The organism is Flavobacterium tiangeerense (assembly GCF_007830355.1).
GTDB lineage: Bacteria > Bacteroidota > Bacteroidia > Flavobacteriales > Flavobacteriaceae > Flavobacterium > Flavobacterium tiangeerense.
Window position 1 is genome coordinate 100,376 of the sequence record NZ_VLKO01000002.1, and the last position, 19,473, is coordinate 119,848.

Here is a 19,473-nt window from a genome sequence, read left to right on the forward strand (position 1 = left end):
ACAAAAATTATGGACGCTATTTTATCAAATATAAGTATTGCTATTAACGAGAAGTTGTACGTTAAAAACCCCGAAACCTCCACTCTAGGCAAGAAAATAATAGAAAACAGTATCTTAATTATTGATGAAATTGGCTTTGATAATTTTACCTTCAAAAAATTAGGAGAACGAATTGGGTCTAACGAAAGTTCTATATACCGCTATTTTGAGAACAAACATAAACTCCTTTTATACTTATCGTCTTGGTACTGGGGATGGATTGAATATAAACTAGTATTTGCCACTAATAATATTCTTATACCCATTGATAGATTGAAAAAAGCAATTACAATCGTAACCGAAAAAATTGAGGATGATTATGCTACAACTCACATCAATGAAAACATCTTGAACAAAATTATTATTGCAGAGTTTACTAAAACCTTACTCACTAAAGAAGTAGACGAAGAGAATAAAGAAGGCTTTTTCTTAGTTTACAAAAGAGTCATAAACCGCTTAATTGAAATGATAGTTGCTATAAACCAAGAGTACCCTTTTGCAAAAAGCTTGGCCTCATCAATAGTTGAAGGAGCCTTGCACCAACATTTTTTAAAAGACCATTTAAAAACCATAACAAATTGTAACGAAACCATTTCGCCAACAGATTTTTACATAGATCTAGTAGAAAGAATTGCAAAATAAATACTATGAAAAACACACCTTTAAAACGATTTTACAACTTACTTACATTAGATAGAAAAGATGTTTACCAAATTTTCTTCTATGCTATTTTTGCAGGATTAATAAGTTTATCACTCCCATTAGGCATTCAAGCCATTACAAATTTTATACAATCAGGACGCGTGAGTGCTTCATGGATTGTGCTAATTGTATTAGTTGTTTTTGGGGTAGCTTTAGTAGGGCTTTTATCTTTAATGCAGCTCCGAATTACGGAAAACTTACAACAAAAAATATTTGTGCGTTCCTCATTTGAATTTGGTGCTCGTTTACCCAAAATAAAAATAGAAGAACTCTACAACACCTATCCCCCAGAACTTGCCAATCGTTTTTTTGATACTTTAGCAATACAAAAAGGAACGTCTAAATTGCTGATTGACTTTTCGGCTGCCTTACTTCAAATTATTTTTGGTATTATATTGTTGTCTTTATACCACCCTTATTTTATTGTATTTGGAGCATTACTGTTTTTATTGCTTTATTTTATATTCAAATTTTCATACAAAGCTGGACTTGAAACAAGTTTAAAAGAATCTAAGTTTAAATACAAAGTGGCTAGTTGGATTCAAGAAATGGCTAGAAACAGCTACAGTTTTAAAAACGATTTAAATTATAATTTTGGGTTACAAAAAAACGACAATCTCGTGAGTGATTACTTGTCTTACAGAGAAAAGCATTTCAAGATTATTCAAAGACAATTCAGTCAATTGATTATTTTTAAAATAATAATTACAGCTAGTTTACTCTCCATTGGTGGTTTTTTAGTGCTGTCACAACAAATGAACATCGGTCAATTTGTGGCTGCAGAAATTATTATTCTATTGGTCATCAACTCTGTTGAAAAAATTATTTTGGGCCTTGAGACATTTTATGACGTATTAACATCAGTTGAAAAAATAGGGCAAGTAACTGATTTAGAACTTGAGCAGGAAATGCCTTTTACGAGTGATACCTGTTACAATAAAATTTCACTTGAAATGGAGGGAATGAGTTTTAAATTCCCTGATTCAACAAAAGAAATTTTAAATGGCATAACATTAAAAATTGACCAAGGGGAACACATAGCAATAGATGGTGAAAATGGATCTGGCAAGTCTACATTAATCCGAATTTTATCGGGTTTACTAGAGCCTACATCGGGTGCTTTATATATAAATGATGATACTTTCAAAAAAATAAACATAAAACAATATCGATCTCAAATAGGATCTATCATTACTGGAGAAACCCCATTTGAAGGTACTCTACTCGAAAACATTACCTTTAATGATAAATTCATAAGCACTGAGGATCTAAGATGGGCAATAGATGGTGTCCAACTCACTTCATTTATAAAATCACTACCTAAAGGACTTGATACTAACATATTACCCGAAGGAAAACAACTTTCGTCATCGAATTGCCAAAAGATTTTATTGGCCCGAAGCATCATTCATAAACCTAAAATTTTGTTTTATGAAGATCCAACTGACAAAATGGATACCACTGTTGCAAATGAAATTATAGATTTTATAACGTCCGAGAAACACAAATGGACCATCATAGTTTCGTCAAAAAATCCATATTGGAAAACCAAGTGCTCCCGAGTAATCATTATGAATAACGGTGTAATCGAACAAGATTTAAAAAAATAATTAGCCATGCTAAACATATCCGAAAATAATACAAGACTTCCTTCATTTGATCGTTTCACTACGGTACATAACCTTGCTAATAGACCTCATTATAAGATTTTAAATAAAATTATAGCGGCCGTTTCAATTATAGGAATAATCGCTTTGTTCTTACCTTGGACACAAAATATATCTGGAAGCGGTAGCGTAACCACTTTAAAACCAAATCAAAGACCCCAATCCATACAAAGTGTAATATCTGGTAGACTTGAAAAATGGTATGTACAAGAAGGTGATTATGTAAAAAAAGGGGACACAATTGTTTTTATCTCAGAGATAAAAGAAGACTACATGGATCCCAACTTGGTACAGAACACTAGAAATCAAATTAACGCTAAGAAACAATCCTTAGAATCCTATAGCTCAAAAGTAAGTACATTAACCGGACAAGTAGAAGCTATTGAAAGAGAAAAGGATTTAAAACTGGAGCAAGCTCAAAATAAAATTAAACAATCTGTTTTAAAAATTAAAAGTGATAGTATTGATTTGGTAGCTGTAAAAACGCAACTAAAAATTGCGACAACACAATTCAACCGTTCTGTTGCGTTAAACAAAGAGGGATTAAAGCCATTGACTGATATCGAAGAAAAAAGATTGAAATTACAAGAAGTTGAGGCTAAGATAATCACTCAGGAAAATAAATATCTTACTAGTAAAAATGAATTTATAAATGCCAAAGTTGAAATAAATAGAATAAGTGCTGAGTATGCTGAAAAAGCATCCAAAGCTAATAGTGATAAGTATACCGCATTGAGCAGCCAGTTTGATACAGATGCACAAGTTAACAAACTAGAAAATCAGTATGCTAATTACAGTATTAGAAACGGTATGTATTATATCAAAGCATCACAAAATGGATATGTAAATAGAGCTTTACAATCTGGTATTGGCGAAACCATAAAGGAGGGAACTCCAATAGCTACGATTATGCCTTCAGAATATGATATTGCTGTTGAAACCTTTGTTAATCCTATTGATTTACCCCTTTTGAGTAAAGGTGAAAAAGTACGTGTTTGGTTTGATGGATGGCCCACTATTGTATTTTCGGGTTGGCCTAACATGTCCTACGGAACCTTTGGTGGAAAAATTGTGGCGATTGAGAATTTTATCAGTGCAAACGGTAAATACCGAGTGCTAATTGCTCCTGATGAAAACGAAGACAAGTGGCCAAAACAATTAAGCATAGGTGCAGGAGCACAAACTATTGCCCTACTGAACAATGTACCAGTGTGGTTTGAACTTTGGAGAACACTTAACGGTTTTCCACCTAATTATTACAAAACAGCAGATCAACCTACAAAAGATAAGAAGTAATGAAACAAATACTAGTAGCGTTTTTATTTTTTGGCATCTCATTATCCGCGCAAACTACGGTTACAAAGGAGTTCTCCTATACTGAATTTTTAGGTTACGTAAAAAAATACCATCCTTTGGTGAAAAATGCTAACCTAGAAATAAACAAAGCGCAAGCCAACTTGATGATGGCTAGAGGTGGTTTTGATCCGAAAATTGAAGTCGATTTTAGCAAAAAACAATTCAAAGACAAAGAGTATTATTCTATTTTAAACAGCAGTTTCAAAATACCAACTTGGTACGGTATCGAAATTAAGGCTGGATTTGATAACAATGAAGGCATATACCTGAATCCCGAAAACACAGTACCTAATCAAGGGCTAACATCTCTGGGAGTTACTGTTCCGCTTGGACAAGGCTTATTAATTAATCAAAGAATGGCTGATGTTCGAAAAGCAAAAATGCAAATAAAACTAAGCGAAGCAGAGCGAAAACTGCAAGCCATTGCTGTGCTTTATGACGCATCAGTGGCGTATTTTAACTGGAAAAAAAACTTCAATGAAGTACAACTCTACGAGGAATACAATCAAAATGCGCAAATACGATTTAAAGGAATACAATCCCTAATCAATCAAGGAGACAAACCTGCAATAGATAGTGTTGAGGCAGGAATTATTGTAAAAAATAGAGCTTTAAGTCTTGAAGATTCTAAATTAAAACTTACCAAAGCCAAATTAGAACTTTCTAATTATTTATGGCTTGAGAACAACATTCCACTCGAACTAGCTGAAGATTTAATTCCAGAAATTCAATTGGAGTTTACCATTCAAGAAAGTTTAAGAACAAATGATCTGGTTAATCAAGACTTTTCGATTACCAGTCATCCAAAAATAAACGCGCTTGAAAGTAAAATCGACATGTTAACTGTAGATCAAAAACTGAAAGCCAATATGCTTTTACCCAAAATTGACATCGGTTATTCCTATTTATCTGAACCGAGCTATATAGACAATTACCGCTTTGAAGATTATAAGATTGGATTGAATTTTTACTTTCCGCTATTTTTAAGAAAAGAAAGAGGAAGTCTTAAATTAGCTAAATTCAAAGTACAAGAAACAGAATTTGCCTTGAATCTTGAAAAAGTACAATTGACGAACAAGATTAATGCTCAAAAAATAGAAATTGAATCCTTATTAAAACAAAAGGAATTAATAAAAGGTTTGGTAAAAGACAATCAAACCATGTTGAACTCTGAGGAACGCTTGTTTTCTTTTGGCGAAAGCTCACTGTTTTTAATCAATACTAGAGAGAACAATTTAGTGAGTGCACAACTATCAAAAATAGCATTGGAAAACCGCTTTTACATTTCAAATTCGGAGCTTTTTAAAATTATGGCCAATCCGGATTAAATAATTATAAAATCGTACTTTTGCCAACTGAAAATTCGAAATTATGATTATAGCAAAGTCACGTGAAGAAATAGAATTAATGCGCGAAAGTGCCTTAATCGTATCCAAAACATTAGGAATGATTGCCTCCGAGATCAAAGAAGGAGTAACAACATTATACTTAGACAAACTTGCCGAAGCCTTTATTCGTGATCACGGCGCAGTACCAAGTTTCTTAGGATTGTACGGTTTTCCAAATTCACTATGCATGAGTCCTAACTCACAAGTAGTTCATGGAATCCCAAACAACAAACCATTAGAAAGCGGTGATGTAATTTCGGTGGATTGCGGTGCTTTCAAAAACGGATATCATGGTGATCATGCGTACTCTTTCGAAATTGGAGAAGTGGCACCAGAAACAAAAAAATTATTACAAGTTACAAAGGAATCCTTGTACGTAGGAATTCGCGAGCTTCGACTTGGAAATCGTGTGGAAGATGTGGGAAATGCTATTCAAAAATATACCGAAGCACATGGATATGGTGTAGTACGTGAGCTTGTAGGTCACGGCTTAGGCCAAAAAATGCATGAAGATCCCGAAATGCCAAATTACGGTAAAAAAGGTCGTGGTAAACTTTTTATTGAAGGTATGGTGGTTGCCATAGAACCGATGATCAATATGGGAACCCGCAACATCAAACAACACAAAGACGGCTGGACTATTACTACTGCCGATGGAAAACCAAGTGCCCACTTTGAACACGATGTGGCCATTATTGATGGAAAACCTGAAATTTTATCCACTTTTGCTTACGTTTATAAAGAACTGGGAATTGTGAGCAATGATGAAGAAGAGTTTAGAAAAGTGCCTTTGGTTATTTAAACACGAATTGCACGAATTACCACGAATCTAAAACTTATGAAAATTTCAGAAATAATGCCCTTGATTATTTAACCAATAACATACAAAATGCATGAACTTTATTTGAAAGAAGAAGCTTATTCAATAATCGGAATTTGTATGGAAGTTCACAAAATTCTGGGAAAAGGACACAGTGAAAAGGTTTATGGTGATGCATTAGAATATGAATTTAAGAAAAATAACATCCCTTATTCCAGAGAATCCAAATTCAATATTGAGTACAAAGAAATAATTTTACCAACTTATTATTTTGCTGATTTTTTGGTCTTCGACGAAATCATACTCGAAATTAAAGCAATACAAGAATTGAGTAAAAGTGAAATTAAACAAACACTTAATTACTTAGCAGCATCAAAAAATAAACTCGGAATTTTGATCAACTTTGGTGAAGATAGCCTTAAATATAAAAGAATAATCCTGTAACAAACACGCACTTTTTGGCTTTCAAAACAAAATCAACTTTTGTAATTAGTGCAAATTCGTGAAATTCGTGTTTTAATTAATATGTAAATGAAATCTGCTTTTAAACTTATCCTAAATACCATTCCGCGTCCGCTTTTAATTCGTTTGAGTTATGTGGCTCGACCAATAATAGCCTTTACTTTAAAAGGTGATAAATTCACTGATCCTATTGATGGTAAAAGCTTCAAATCGATGTTGCCGTATGGATATGAAACACAGCGTAACAACGTGCTTTCGCCAAGTACGCTTTCTTTAGAGAGACACCGTTTGTTGTGGTTGTTCCTCAACGAGCAAACTGATTTTTTTACTGCGCCCAAAAAAGTATTGCATTTTGCTCCTGAACAAGCTTTTTATAAATTGTTTCGAAAGCAAAAAAACTTAGATTACACCACTACTGATTTGTTTTCGCCTTTGGCAGATGTGAAAGCAGATATTTGCAATTTGCCTTTTGAAGACAATCAATACGATGTCATTTTGTGCAACCACGTTTTGGAGCACATTCCAGATGATACCAAAGCGATGCAGGAATTGTATCGTGTTTTGAAACCTGGTGGAATGGCCATTTTACAAATTCCGCAGGACTTAAAAAGAGACGTAACTTTTGCAGATGATAGCATTACCGACCAAAAAGAACGTGCCAAAATATTTGGACAATACGATCACGTTCGCATTTATGGCCGTGATTATTTTGACAAATTAAGAAGCATAGGTTTTACAGTTGTTGAAGAAGATTATACCAATAAAATTGCACCTGAATTGGTAGAGAAATACTGTTTAGCCAAAGGCGAAATTATCCCAGTTTGTTTTAAATAATATTTAGTAGATTAAAATCCAACACAGATTCCACAAATTTGCACAAATTAATCTGTGTAAATTTGTGGAATCTGTGTCTATATAACCTAACAATCAAATAACGTTATACTTTTGGAACCCGAAAATCATTTCCAGTTTTGCTTTGATCTTAGTTTTGAAGCGAAACTCAATTACTATATCCCTACTTCGTATGTGGTTGGACATGTGGATACCATCACGTATTTAGAAAAAAAAGCAAGTTCAGAAGTGCTGCAAAGTATGGGCGTTGAGACAAAACAACTCCCACTTGCAGCGCAAAAAATACTTAGCATTTGCGAAAGCCTGCAGCCAGAAGTCTTGTTTAAAAAATACAGAACAAAAAGTAAAGCTGCCAAGAAGATTGAGGACTTATTGCAAGACGAGAAATTAAAATTCGGAATTACACAATTCATACAACTGCAATTAGCATCCTTTTATGCTTTAGTTCGCGAACATGATTTTCCGCTTTCGTTTCAATTAGGTAAAGAAAAAGATTTTCGCATTAGTCGTATTGGCACTCAAAATCCAGCTTTAGAAACCAAACTGCATTTTGATAAACACGAAAACGGAATTTCATATACTTTAAAACTCAAGGAAAATGACCTTGCTTTTTATCCCTCGAACACAAAAGTAACATTGTTGTTAGACGAACCGGGATGGTTGGTTTCACACCATAAACTGTATGCGTTAAAAAGCATCAATTCCAAAAAAGTAACCCCTTTTTTAAATAAAAAAACGGTCGAAATTCCTTCGAAATTAGTTCCCGATTATTTTGAAAAATTCATTAAAGACATTGCCAAAAAAGTAGACATAAGCGCCACGGGTTTTGAAGTAATAACCCAAACCGCTATACGTTCTTGCAACCTACAATTGGTACATGACTTTTTTAAAAACACCTATTTCATTAGCCTTACTTTTGATTATAACGGATACGTTTTTGATGCCACTAAAACCAAAAACACGCATACAGAAATTGATTTAAAAGACTTAGAGAACATAAAACTAATCCAATACAAGCGTAGTCAAGCTGAGGATACATTTATTGAATCCTTTGAAGAACTTGGAGTTAGCAAACAAGAAAATCAGCTTTTTGGACTATTACAAAAAACAGAACAAAAAGACACCTACGCTTGTGTGCAATGGGCATTAGAAAATCGTGTGAAATTAGAATCATTAGGTTTTTCGTTAGAGAATCTCAAAATCGACGGAAAAAATATTGATAATAACGCAGTTACCATTACATTCTCCAACACCATTCAAAACGATTGGTTTGATATTAAAATGACTGTACTTTGTGATGATTTTGAATTCAATTTCAGCGACTTGATTCCGAATATAAAAAGCCAAAATCGCTTGTTTCTCTTACCCAATGGGAATTATTTTTTGATTCCGATTGAATGGATGACGCGCTATGCAGCCATGGCCAAACTGGCTAAAATCAACAACGGAACTATGGCAGTGCTCAAAAGTAATTTTGCCGTTTTTGAAGAAATTCCGCAATTAAAACAGACCTTGCATGTAAAAGAAACGGTTCAATACCAACCTTCGGATTTGGTTAAAGCTACGTTGCGACCTTACCAAATTGAAGGCGTACAATGGCTTCTAGAACATTACAATAACGGTTTAGGCGCTTGCTTAGCCGATGATATGGGATTGGGAAAAACATTGCAAACCCTATCAACACTAGTCGCCGTTCAAGAAAAATTAGATTTTGAAAAAGCCGAAAACATTCAACTCGATTTATTCGGCAACGAAATTCCTGTTGCCAAAGAATATCTAAAAGCCTTGATTGTACTTCCCTCCTCTTTGGTGTTCAACTGGTACAACGAAGCTAGAAAGTTTACGCCTCATTTTCGAAGAATTCAATATGTGGGACAAGATCGAAAACTAATTTCTAAAAAATTAGAAAAATACGACTTGATCTTTACGAGCTATGCGGTGGTGGCGAGAGATCTTTCTATTTTAGAAAAGTACCAATTTCGTTTTTTAATTTTAGACGAAAGTCAATACATCAAAAATAAGAACTCGAAAATTTTTAAGGCTATAAATGAACTGCAAACCACTCATAAAATCTCATTGAGCGGAACTCCTATCGAAAACTCATTGGACGATTTGTGGTCACAAATGCAATTTATCAATCCGAATATTTTGGGGAGTTACGCTTTTTTTGCGGAGCATTACAAAGTTCCTATTGAAAAAAAGCAAGACGAAACCAGCCTGCTGGAACTCAAAAACCTAGTCAGTCCGTTTATTTTACGACGCACGAAAGAACAAGTTTTAAAAGACTTACCGGAGCTCTCGGAACAAGTTTTTTATTGTGATATGGAACCCGAACAAGAGAAATTGTACGAAGAAGAAAAGTCGAAAGCAAGAAACGCACTTTTAAAAACCGATGGTTCTGGCATTGACAAAATCAATATTATCAATACGTTGATGCGCTTAAGACAATTGAGCAATCACCCTAAAATGATTGATAAAAAATCAGAACTTGATTCGGGAAAATATATTGCAGTGACGCGATATTTGGAAACCTTAGTACAATCCAATCAAAAAACGATCGTGTTCAGTTCGTTTGTGTCTAACTTGGAATTTTATAAAAAATGGAGCATCGAAAACAAAATCGATTTTTGTGAATTGACTGGCGCAACGCCACAAAATGAACGCGCGTATCAAGTGCAAAAATTTCAAGAACAAGAGCGCTCCAAATTGTTTTTCATTTCCTTAAAAGCGGGTGGCGTGGGACTAAATATTACCAAAGCCTCTTATGTTTTGTTTTTAGACCCTTGGTGGAATCCCTTTGCTGAAAAGCAAGGAATTGGTCGCGCGCATCGTATTGGACAGTTGAACAAAGTAAATGTCGTTCGATTCATTACCAAGAATACCGTTGAGGAAAAAATCATTCGTTTGCAGGAAAACAAAAAACTGCTTTCGGATGCGTTGCTTGATGAAAACCACATCAGCCCTGATATTGAAGAAAATTTAGATTTTATACTAGCATAAAAAAAACCTGCTACTTCAATGAAATAGCAGGTTTTAGTTTTAAGACTAAAAAAATTATTTTTTCTCTGGCATCAAAATACCTATCACTTTATCTTTTGTAAGATATTGTTTGGCTATGTTTTGAATGTCTTTAGCAGTAACTGCATTTACCATTTCTTCAAATTTAAAAACATCCTCTGTACTGTATCCATTGATGTATGATCTTGTTAGATTAGACAACCAGTATCTATTTTCTTTACTGTCTTTTCTAAAATCAGCAAGTTCACCTTCCTTGAATTTAGCAATATCTTTCTCATCTGGTCCTTTGTCAATAATGTTTTGAAGTTCTTTCAATGCAGATGCAGTTAACCTCTCAGCATTTTCTGGTCCACAAGGGAAACCTATCGAAAAATTATATGATCCGTATGGCATTTTGCTGATGCTTCCTCTTGCATTTACACCATACACACCACTTTCGTTTTCACGCAATTGCTCTGTCAGTTTAATAGTAAGAACTTCGCCTAAAGCTTGTATACTCATAGCGTCTTTAGCAGAATATTTAGCATCCCCATAAAACATGATGGTAACGTTACTCTTTGGATCTGCTCCTTTATTTACTACTTTTTTCAAGTCTCCTTTTAGCAATCTGTAACCTAAATCTACTGCTTTTTCTTTTTTATCATTAGCTGGTAATGAAGCTATGTATTTTGCTGCGAATGCTTCGATTGTTGCATCATCAACGTTTCCAACAAAATAAAATTCGAAATCAGCAGCATTTGCAAAACGCTCTTTGTATTTTTCATACGCTACTTTATAATCCGTATCTGCCCAAGATTTATCAGTTGGCATCACTCCGTTGAATCTTGGATTCTCCTTATTCAAGTAAGTATAAAACTCTTGTTGAAAATAGTTTTGAGGTGTAGAAGCCATGTTTTTGAAAAAACTAGACTGCTTTTGCTTAAAGCCTTCAAAAGCTTCTTGATCAAAATTTAAATCTGTAAAATAAGCATAAGTCATTTGGAAAAGATATTCTAAATCCTTAGGTGTTGAAGAACCACGTAAACCTTCGGTAGTAGCACCAATGTACGGATTTACTCTTGCTATTTTACCCGTCATGAATTTATTGATATCGTTCAATTTTAATCCTGAGAAACCTGCCTCTGCAAGTGCTCCATTGGCAAACTGAACTTTTTTCATTTCTTCATTCGAATATAAATTCGAACCACCTAAACTTACTGCCTCAAAAAGAACCTCATCATTTTTAAAATCAGTATTCTTGTAAGTTACCTTGGCACCATTAGACAAAACAAGTGTTTTTGTACCTAATTTTGCATTGCTTTCTCTGCTTACAATAGTTCCTGGTTTTACTTCGTTTCTTAGTAAACTAGTAGCAACGGCAGCATCTTCGTACGGTTTTAATTCGTCAGTATTCACTTTTATTGCAGCTAATACTTCTTGCTCTGTTACTTTTTTCAAGCCTTCTTTTTCAGGACCAGTTAGAATAATAACTCGGTTATCCTCTTTAACGTACTCTTTAATTAACCCATTTACATCTTTAAGATCAATCAACGGTAAGATTTGCTTGAAGGTTTGAAAGGTCCATTCAATTCCTGGAGCAGGTTCGTTTTCAAGGAAATTTGCTTGAAACTCCCCAACAAAGTTCTCTGAATTCGTTTTACTTCTATCATTGTATGCTTTTTCAATAGAAGCCATAAATTCAGACTTAGCACGATCTAATTCTCCTTGTGTGAATCCAAATTTCTTAGCACGCTCATTTTCTGTTACCAATACTTTTAAGGCGCTTAGTTGCTTATCTTCTTGAGACATTGCAACGGATTGATATGCTTTTTTGGTTCTTGCAAACGTTCCACCATAATAGGAATACCCGTAAGTAAATGGTGGTGTAGAAGAATTGGTCAACTCATTTAGTCGCGTATTTAAAAGCGTTGCAAATAAATTCTCGATCATGTAATTTTTAAAATCACCTAAATTTACCATTTTCTTAGGTCCAGCATAATCTTTGTACAATAATTGTACTTGAGTACTTGAGGCTTCTTTGTCACTTTCTACAGCTACAAAAGTTTCTTTGTGATTAGGAACCTCAAATACCTTTCTTGGTTTTTCATTTGAAGGATTTTTATAAGCAGAGAAGTGAGAAATAATTTTTTTCTCCATTTCGGCTACATCAATATCACCTACTACAATAACACTCATCAAGTTAGGGCGGTACCAATCTTTGTAAAAATTAATTAAAGACTGATGTTTGAACTTTTCTAATACCTCTTTTTGACCAATTGGTAAACGAGTAGCATATTTAGAATCATGCATCATTTTAGAAAGATAACGACCCATCATTCTTTTTCCAGCACCTAAACCTAAACGATATTCTTCTAATACTACGCCTCTTTCTTTATCAATTTCTTCTGGTGTCAAAACAGTGTTGAACGCCCAGTCCTCAATAATTTGGAATCCTTTTTCTAATTTTTCAGGATCATCTGATGGAATTGGTAAAAAATAAACCGTTTCATCAAAACCAGTGTAGGCATTTAAATGTTGACCAAATTTTACACCAATGCTTTGTAAGTAATCCACCAATTGGTTTTTAGGAAAACGCTTGGTTCCATTAAAACACATGTGCTCAATGAAATGCGCTAATCCTTGTTGATCATTTTCCTCGAGAATAGAACCCGCGTTAACAACCAGTCGCAAATCTACCTTCTTTTCTGGTTTGGCATTTTTCTTGATGTAATACGTTAACCCGTTTGGTAGTTTTCCTGTTTTTACCGAAGGGTCTAAGGGAATTGCTGTTGAAAAATCCATTTGCTGTGCAAAAACAGCCGCTGGAAACAACATAATCCCTAGTACTAATTTGTTTAATTTTTTCATAAGTTTTGTTTGTTTGCAGTAAAAATAGCACCCAAAACCTTAATACATTACAACATTATGCTTTTTTTAACAGAATTTACATACGTAAAACATACTATAGGTGAATAAATAAATCTGCAACAAAGAGCAGTAATCCTTATATTTACACAATCTTAAGCATCCCATAATGAGTACCTTCTTTTCTAAAATAGTTCTACTTATCACTGCCATTAGCTTCAGCAGCGTAACATTTGCGCAGGCAGAAAAAGAGATCACACCACCTTTTAACATCAAAACAATTTCCTTTATTCAGAATGATCAAAATATCATTCCATTTTTAAAATTAGGCGAAGGATTTCAATTAGAATTTGATGATCTGTATGGCAATGAAGCCAATTACTATTATGAAATAATTCATTGCGACTACAACTGGGTTCCCACCCCTATTCCCAAAAATGAATACCTCGAAGGTTTTGACAATCAAAGAATACAAGATTATACAAATTCCTTTAACACGCTTCAGATTTATTCGCATTACAAATTAGCGATACCCAACCAGTTTACGCAACAACTCAAAATCAGTGGTAACTACATGATAAAGGTATTGGACGAAAACAAAGAGGTTGTTTTTTCTAGAAAATTCATTCTTTACGAAGACCTTGTTACAGTTCCCTTGCAAATAAAAAGAGCAAGAACAGTACAAAGCAATGATGCAAAACACAATCTTGATTTTAGCATTAAATCTAGCAGCATTACTTTTCAAAATCCAATTAAGAACGTGAAAGTTCTTATTTTACAAAACGCACAGTTTAAAACCGCATTAAAAAATATTAAACCTCAATATACAATAGGAAATGACCTGATTTACAAATACGATATTGAGACGCAGTTTTGGGCAGGTAATGAATTTTTATTTTTCGAAAACAAAGACATTCGCTCAGCAAGCAATAATGTGGCCCGAATTGATTCTAGCACACCTATTTATGGCACTTTTTTACACACAAATGCCGCTCGTGCAAATTTCCCGTATACTTTTACTCAAGATGCCAATGGTGCCTTTGTTACGAAAAATATAAACACTATAAAAAGTGAAATAGAAGCTGATTATGCTTGGGTATACTTCAACCTATCTGCTCCAACTTTCAGAATGAACAAAAATGTGTACGTAACAGGAATGTTCAATAACTACGCCTTAACTCCAGAATATCAGATGGAGTATAACCCAAAAAATGGCAGGTATGAAAAAGCTATTTTAATGAAACAAGGATTCGCAAATTTTCAATATACAATTGCCAATGATACTGGCATAATTGACCAAGAAAACAGCATTGATGGCAACTTTTATCAAACCGAAAATGAGTACACCATATTGGTCTATTACAAAGAAAGTATTGATCGGTACGAGCGCGTGGTTGGTAAAGGCGTAGCGAGTTCCTTGAACATTATTAACTAGAAAAAACTTTTTATAGAATGGACTGATTTAAGACCATTTTTTTGTAAATTTGTCAATAATAAACACATATTCACTCTTTTAATATGGTTTCTCAAATAACAAGAGGCATAAAAATTTCAGTATTAACTAGTTTTGAAGGTACTTACTTCAAAAACTATAAGATTCACTTTGCCTTTAGTTATGTAATTACAATTGAAAATCACAGTAAGGATTCAGTACAATTAATCTCACGTCATTGGGATATCTTTGATTCTCTTAACGATATAGAAATTGTGGATGGCGAAGGTGTTATTGGAAAAAAACCAGTATTAAAACCTGGCGAACAACATACTTACAGCTCAGGTTGCTTATTATCCTCACCGTATGGTGCTATGAAAGGATACTTCAACATGATTAATTTTACTTCAACTAGAAATTTCAAAGTAATCGTACCTGCTTTTAGGCTATGTGCACCATTTGCACTTAATTAATACTTTTCACAAGGAGCTAATCCTGCTATTCATTACAAGTTTTTTTGTGTCAAGCTAATTTTGCTAGCACTAAAAAGAGCTTCTTTGGGTCGCTTTTTTAGCACTGCAAAAATAGGCTTTCCACTTCAAAAAGCTTTTCATTACTATCAGGGCTATACCTTTCAAAGTAACACCACGAGGATTTAGATTACTTTAAAAAATGTCAAATCTTTAAAGAAACCTTTGTACTTTTGTTTAAAGTTTAAAAAACAAGACAACACTATTTTTAACCCAATAAAAACATCAATATGTTAAAAGGATTTTTTCACGTACCCAACGCAGTAAACGAACCCGTAAAAAGTTATGCACCAAACTCACCTGAGAGAACAGCAGTTTCAGCAGCATATGCCGAAATGTGGAACGCTACAGTAGACGTTCCTCTTTATATAGGAAACGAAGAAGTTAGAACTGGAGACACTAAAAATATGTCTGCACCTCATGACCACCAACATATTGTAGGGGTATATCACCAAGCTGAAAAAAAACATATAGAAGCTGCAATATCAACAGCACTTGAAGCTAAAGAAGACTGGGCAAAAATGGCTTGGGAGCAACGCGCTGGAATTTTTTTAAAAGCAGCCGAGTTACTAGCAGGACCATACAGAGCTAAGATTAACGCAGCTACTATGATTGCGCAGTCTAAAACAATATACCAAGCAGAAATTGATGCCGCTTGTGAACTTATTGACTTTTTACGTTTCAACGTACAGTACATGACACAAATTTACAACGAGCAACCCAAGTCAACATCAGACATGTGGAACCGCGTTGAATACAGACCTCTTGAAGGATTTGTATACGCTATTACTCCTTTTAACTTTACAGCAATTGCTGGAAACTTACCTACAAGTGCTGCCTTAATGGGTAACGTTGTGGTTTGGAAACCTGCAGCTACTCAAGTTTATTCTGCTAATTTATTGATGCAAATTTTCAAAGAAGCAGGTTTACCAAATGGTGTTATCAATATGGTTATGGGAGACTCAGGAATGATCACCGAAACCTTATTGGCTAGCCGTGATTTAGCTGGAGTTCACTTTACAGGATCTACTGGGGTGTTCAATGATATTTGGGCAAAAATTGGTACTAATATCAGCAAATACAAAACATATCCACGTATTGTAGGTGAAACTGGTGGTAAAGATTTCATCATTGCACACCCATCTGCTCACTCAAAACAAGTTAGCACAGGTATAGCACGTGGTGCTTTTGAGTATCAAGGTCAAAAATGTAGCGCTGCTTCACGCGTGTACATTCCGCAAAGTTTATGGCCAGCTGTACAAGCTGAATTAGAAGCTGATTTAAAATCCATGAAAATGGGATCGCCACAAGATATGAGCAACTTTATCACTGCGGTAATCTCTGAAGGTTCATTTGATAAATTGGCTAAAGCCATTGATCAAGCCAAAGCTGATGCAGATGCAGAGGTAATTATCGGTGGAAATTATGACAAATCAAAAGGATACTTTATAGAGCCAACAGTGATTCTAACTACCAATCCAAAATACGCAACAATGGAAACCGAATTATTCGGACCAGTCGTTACTATTTACGTTTACGAAGATGCTAAATGGGCAGAAGCATTGGAACTAGTAGACACTACATCAGAGTACGCTTTGACAGGTGCAGTTTTCAGTCAAGATCGTTATGCTATTGAAGAAGCTACCGTGAAACTACAAAACGCTGCTGGAAATTTCTACATCAATGATAAGCCAACAGGAGCTATTGTAGGGATGCAACCGTTTGGTGGGGCAAGAGGATCAGGAACTAATGATAAAGCAGGATCTATGCAAAATTTATTGAGATGGACTTCTGCAAGAACCATCAAAGAAACTTTTGTAACTCCAGTTGATTACAGATACCCATTTTTAGGAGAGTAGTTTTTAGTCCTAAAGTTCGAAACCCCATAAGAATCAGAATTGATTTTTGTGGGGTTTACTTTTATCGATAGAAAATCCATCATTAATTCAAAATTTACTTATTCAAATAATTTATTGAATTTAACTTTATTAATCTTTTTACATTTGGTAGAACATCAATTAAATGCGAACTATCTAAAATTAAATTTGTAATAATATACTCCTCGTTATCAATTAATTTCAATTTTACAAAATCATATTCACTTGTCAAATTTTGAGTACTCTTTGTAGAAATATTAAATTCTAAACTTTTTAAATTTTGATCATCGAAAATTTTTTCTTTCCCTGATTTAATATCTTTAATTATTATTTTGTGTAAGGAGTAATCTATATAAATTTCATTGTTTTTATCATGAATATAATATTGAAAAAATAGCTTAAAAAAAGTTCCAAAATAAAGCAAAGCATATAAAGAAAGTAGTAAATATCCAACACCAATAAATCCTTTACTCTTATCATTTCTAAAAAAACCGCTTAAAGCTTCTATCGTAACAAAAATTATTATCAATAGGATTAATAACAACAAAAGATTCAATAAGGATTTAAAAAGTAACTTCCATTTTGAAATCTTAAAAGACCTTATTGTAATATTTAAATCAGACATTGACTCCTTTTAAGATAATTTTTAATTAGTAAACTTCAACGGCAAGTGTACCACTTTCTTAGTCTCAAAAAACTCATCCTCAAAAAAATCAGCTAAGTTGTACTCGGTAGCCTTTGGGAAATCTTTTAACTCTTCGGTTAAGTCGCCTCCTTTTAGGTAGAGGATTCCGTTTTTCAATTCGTGTTTGTTGTTCTTTTTGATTTTGGTTTTTACCCAAGACACAAAATCAGGCATATTGGTTACCGCGCGACTCACGATAAAATCGAAATCACCTTTTACATTCTCAGCACGCATTTGCTCTGCTTTTACGTTTTTCAACTCTAAACCTTCGGCAACAGCCTGAACCACTTTTATTTTCTTGGCAATAACATCAATCAAATAAAATCTAGTTTCCGGAAAAAGAATCGCCAATGGAATTCCTGGAAATCCACCGCCAGTTCCCACATCTAAAACGTACGTTCCAGGTTCAAATTTCATTATTTTAGCAATTCCAAGTGAATGTAAAATATGTTTGGTATATAAAGAATCAATATCTTTTCTCGAAATCACATTGATTTTTTCGTTCCATTCGTGGTATAAAAAATCGAGCTTTTCGAACTGTTCCTTCTGAAGATCACTTAAATTAGGAAAATACTTTAGAATCTCGTCCATCTATTATTTTTTTAACAAAAGTAATACTTTATGGTTAAAATATTTATCTCAAATTTGTATACCAAAAAATTTTTAATAATTACCTTTGAACCTTATCCTCATTATATGAATAACAATGCCCCTACTTTTGCTAAGCAAGATAGCCTAAAATTTTTTAGAACACTTAACTCTCGGGTTAACAACTACTTCAAAGAGAACAACATTCAAAAAACAGGCAACTGGCAATTATACCTGAAAACGATTATTTTATTTTCTGTTTTTCTAGCACCTTACTTTTTAATTCTCACCCTTGGTATGCCATTTTGGGCACACTTATTATTGACAATCGTCATGGGAATTGGTATGGCGGGTGTTGGAATGAATGTGATGCATGATGGAAATCACGGGTCGTATTCAAACAAATCATGGGTTAACAAATTCATGGGCGGAACGATATACGTACTAGCAGGTAATGTGTACAACTGGCAAGTTCAACACAATGTTTTGCACCACACCTACACCAATATTCCGGGACATGATGAAGATTTAGATGCTGGTCGTGTTATTCGTTTTACCAAAGAAGCCAAGTGGTACAACTTTCACCGTTTTCAACAATACTACTCTATTTTCTTGTACGGTTTATTGACTTTCAATTGGGCGATTACTACCGATTTTAAGCAAATGCGCAACTACTTAAAAAGAAAATTATCTTACGGAGAAGCTAAGAGCCCAAAAATACTTTGGACAACGCTAATTATCACCAAAGTTATTTATGTTGCTATTTGGATTGTATTACCAATCGTAATTGGAATCACTTGGTGGAAAGTACTAATCGGATTTTTTGTGATGCATTACACTGCTGGTTTGATCTTGAGTGTTGTATTCCAACTAGCGCACGTAGTAGAAGAAACTACAAATCCTACACCAAACGAATTAGGCGAAATGGACAATACTTGGGCTATTCACCAATTGTTTACCACGACTAATTTTGCACCAAAAAACGCAATTGTAAACTGGTACACTGGCGGATTAAACCACCAAATTGAGCACCATATTTTCCCTAATATCAGCCACGTACATTACGGTAAAATTGCAAAAATTGTAAAAGAAACTGCTGCAGAATGCAACCTCCCTTATTACGAATACAAAACAATGAGAAGTGCCGTGATTGCTCATTTCAAACATTTAAAAGATTTAGGACAAAATCCAGCATTAACCGCATAAAAAAAGC

The 19,473-nt window shown here is 34.1% G+C and carries 15 protein-coding genes; 12 read left to right on the top strand and 3 right to left on the bottom strand.

Translation table 11 applies throughout. From position 1 onward, the window contains the following. Nucleotides 1–9 precede the first annotated feature (9 nt). The 8 genes from IQ05_RS02130 (at nt 10) to IQ05_RS02165 (ending at nt 10,286) form a co-directional block, all read left to right on the top strand. A complete protein-coding gene (locus IQ05_RS02130; protein ID WP_144889379.1) occupies nt 10–681 on the top strand; it encodes a TetR/AcrR family transcriptional regulator in 672 nt (223 codons plus the stop codon). 5 nt (nt 682–686) lie between these two features. Further along, complete coding sequence (locus tag IQ05_RS02135; protein WP_144889381.1) at nt 687–2,351, top strand: peptidase domain-containing ABC transporter; 1,665 nt, start codon at nt 687–689, stop codon at nt 2,349–2,351. 6 nt (nt 2,352–2,357) lie between these two features. After that, nucleotides 2,358–3,704, top strand: coding sequence for an HlyD family secretion protein (locus IQ05_RS02140; protein WP_144889384.1), 1,347 nt, complete (start codon nt 2,358–2,360; stop codon nt 3,702–3,704). After that, nucleotides 3,704–5,092: a TolC family protein gene (locus IQ05_RS02145; RefSeq protein ID WP_144889386.1), complete on the top strand. Its 1,389-nt coding sequence runs from the start codon at nt 3,704–3,706 to the stop codon at nt 5,090–5,092. Before IQ05_RS02140 ends, IQ05_RS02145 begins: the two co-directional genes overlap by 1 nt. A 43-nt stretch (nt 5,093–5,135) precedes the next feature. Next, a complete protein-coding gene (gene map / locus IQ05_RS02150) occupies nt 5,136–5,954 on the top strand; it encodes a type I methionyl aminopeptidase (protein ID WP_144889388.1) in 819 nt (272 codons plus the stop codon). 87 nt (nt 5,955–6,041) lie between these two features. Continuing rightward, nucleotides 6,042–6,416: a GxxExxY protein gene (locus tag IQ05_RS02155; protein ID WP_144889389.1), complete on the top strand. Its 375-nt coding sequence runs from the start codon at nt 6,042–6,044 to the stop codon at nt 6,414–6,416. 87 nt (nt 6,417–6,503) lie between these two features. Then, a complete protein-coding gene (locus tag IQ05_RS02160; protein WP_144889391.1) occupies nt 6,504–7,268 on the top strand; it encodes a class I SAM-dependent methyltransferase in 765 nt (254 codons plus the stop codon). 111 nt (nt 7,269–7,379) lie between these two features. Beyond that, nucleotides 7,380–10,286 (top strand): DEAD/DEAH box helicase, encoded by a 2,907-nt coding sequence (locus IQ05_RS02165; protein WP_144889392.1) that lies wholly within the window; start codon nt 7,380–7,382, stop codon nt 10,284–10,286. Nucleotides 10,287–10,340: 54 nt separating this feature from the next. Here IQ05_RS02165 and IQ05_RS02170 read toward each other — a convergent pair whose 3' ends face one another. After that, complete coding sequence (locus IQ05_RS02170; protein ID WP_144889394.1) at nt 10,341–13,151, bottom strand: M16 family metallopeptidase; 2,811 nt, start codon at nt 13,149–13,151, stop codon at nt 10,341–10,343. 166 nt (nt 13,152–13,317) lie between these two features. Here IQ05_RS02170 and IQ05_RS02175 point away from each other — a divergent pair, with 166 nt between their 5' ends. The 3 genes from IQ05_RS02175 (at nt 13,318) to pruA (ending at nt 16,969) form a co-directional block, all read left to right on the top strand. Then, entirely contained in the window at nt 13,318–14,583 is a 1,266-nt protein-coding gene (locus tag IQ05_RS02175; protein WP_144889396.1) for a type IX secretion system plug protein, read from the top strand. Nucleotides 14,584–14,666: 83 nt separating this feature from the next. After that, entirely contained in the window at nt 14,667–15,053 is a 387-nt protein-coding gene (gene apaG, locus IQ05_RS02180; RefSeq protein WP_144889398.1) for a Co2+/Mg2+ efflux protein ApaG, read from the top strand. A 287-nt stretch (nt 15,054–15,340) separates the two neighbouring features. Then, nucleotides 15,341–16,969: an L-glutamate gamma-semialdehyde dehydrogenase gene (pruA, locus tag IQ05_RS02185; protein ID WP_144889399.1), complete on the top strand. Its 1,629-nt coding sequence runs from the start codon at nt 15,341–15,343 to the stop codon at nt 16,967–16,969. Between the two features lie 94 nt (nt 16,970–17,063). On the opposite strand, the gene IQ05_RS02190 is transcribed toward pruA, so the two are convergent. Together IQ05_RS02190 and rsmG are read right to left on the bottom strand one after the other, a co-directional pair. Next, a complete protein-coding gene (locus IQ05_RS02190; RefSeq protein WP_144889401.1) occupies nt 17,064–17,612 on the bottom strand; it encodes a hypothetical protein in 549 nt (182 codons plus the stop codon). Nucleotides 17,613–17,633: 21 nt separating this feature from the next. Next, complete coding sequence (gene rsmG / locus IQ05_RS02195) at nt 17,634–18,263, bottom strand: 16S rRNA (guanine(527)-N(7))-methyltransferase RsmG (RefSeq protein WP_144889403.1); 630 nt, start codon at nt 18,261–18,263, stop codon at nt 17,634–17,636. A gap of 105 nt (nt 18,264–18,368) precedes the next feature. On the opposite strand from rsmG, the gene IQ05_RS02200 reads away from it, so the two are divergent. Further along, a complete protein-coding gene (locus IQ05_RS02200) occupies nt 18,369–19,466 on the top strand; it encodes a fatty acid desaturase family protein (RefSeq protein WP_144889782.1) in 1,098 nt (365 codons plus the stop codon). The last annotated feature ends 7 nt before the right edge of the window (nt 19,467–19,473 follow it).

Excerpts from the sequence above, each read along its gene's own strand:
- IQ05_RS02170 (WP_144889394.1), bottom strand. The coding sequence starts at position 13,151 with ATGAAAAAATTAAACAAATTAGTACTAGGGATTATGTTGTTTCCAGCG.
- IQ05_RS02135 (WP_144889381.1), top strand. The coding sequence starts at position 687 with ATGAAAAACACACCTTTAAAACGATTTTACAACTTACTTACATTAGAT.
- IQ05_RS02175 (WP_144889396.1), top strand. The coding sequence starts at position 13,318 with ATGAGTACCTTCTTTTCTAAAATAGTTCTACTTATCACTGCCATTAGC.
- IQ05_RS02145 (WP_144889386.1), top strand. The coding sequence starts at position 3,704 with ATGAAACAAATACTAGTAGCGTTTTTATTTTTTGGCATCTCATTATCC.
- IQ05_RS02155 (WP_144889389.1), top strand. The coding sequence starts at position 6,042 with ATGCATGAACTTTATTTGAAAGAAGAAGCTTATTCAATAATCGGAATT.
- IQ05_RS02130 (WP_144889379.1), top strand. The coding sequence starts at position 10 with ATGGACGCTATTTTATCAAATATAAGTATTGCTATTAACGAGAAGTTG.
- pruA (WP_144889399.1), top strand. The coding sequence starts at position 15,341 with ATGTTAAAAGGATTTTTTCACGTACCCAACGCAGTAAACGAACCCGTA.
- IQ05_RS02160 (WP_144889391.1), top strand. The coding sequence starts at position 6,504 with ATGAAATCTGCTTTTAAACTTATCCTAAATACCATTCCGCGTCCGCTT.
- IQ05_RS02140 (WP_144889384.1), top strand. The coding sequence starts at position 2,358 with ATGCTAAACATATCCGAAAATAATACAAGACTTCCTTCATTTGATCGT.
- map (WP_144889388.1), top strand. The coding sequence starts at position 5,136 with ATGATTATAGCAAAGTCACGTGAAGAAATAGAATTAATGCGCGAAAGT.
- IQ05_RS02200 (WP_144889782.1), top strand. The coding sequence starts at position 18,369 with ATGAATAACAATGCCCCTACTTTTGCTAAGCAAGATAGCCTAAAATTT.
- rsmG (WP_144889403.1), bottom strand. The coding sequence starts at position 18,263 with ATGGACGAGATTCTAAAGTATTTTCCTAATTTAAGTGATCTTCAGAAG.
- IQ05_RS02190 (WP_144889401.1), bottom strand. The coding sequence starts at position 17,612 with ATGTCTGATTTAAATATTACAATAAGGTCTTTTAAGATTTCAAAATGG.
- apaG (WP_144889398.1), top strand. The coding sequence starts at position 14,667 with ATGGTTTCTCAAATAACAAGAGGCATAAAAATTTCAGTATTAACTAGT.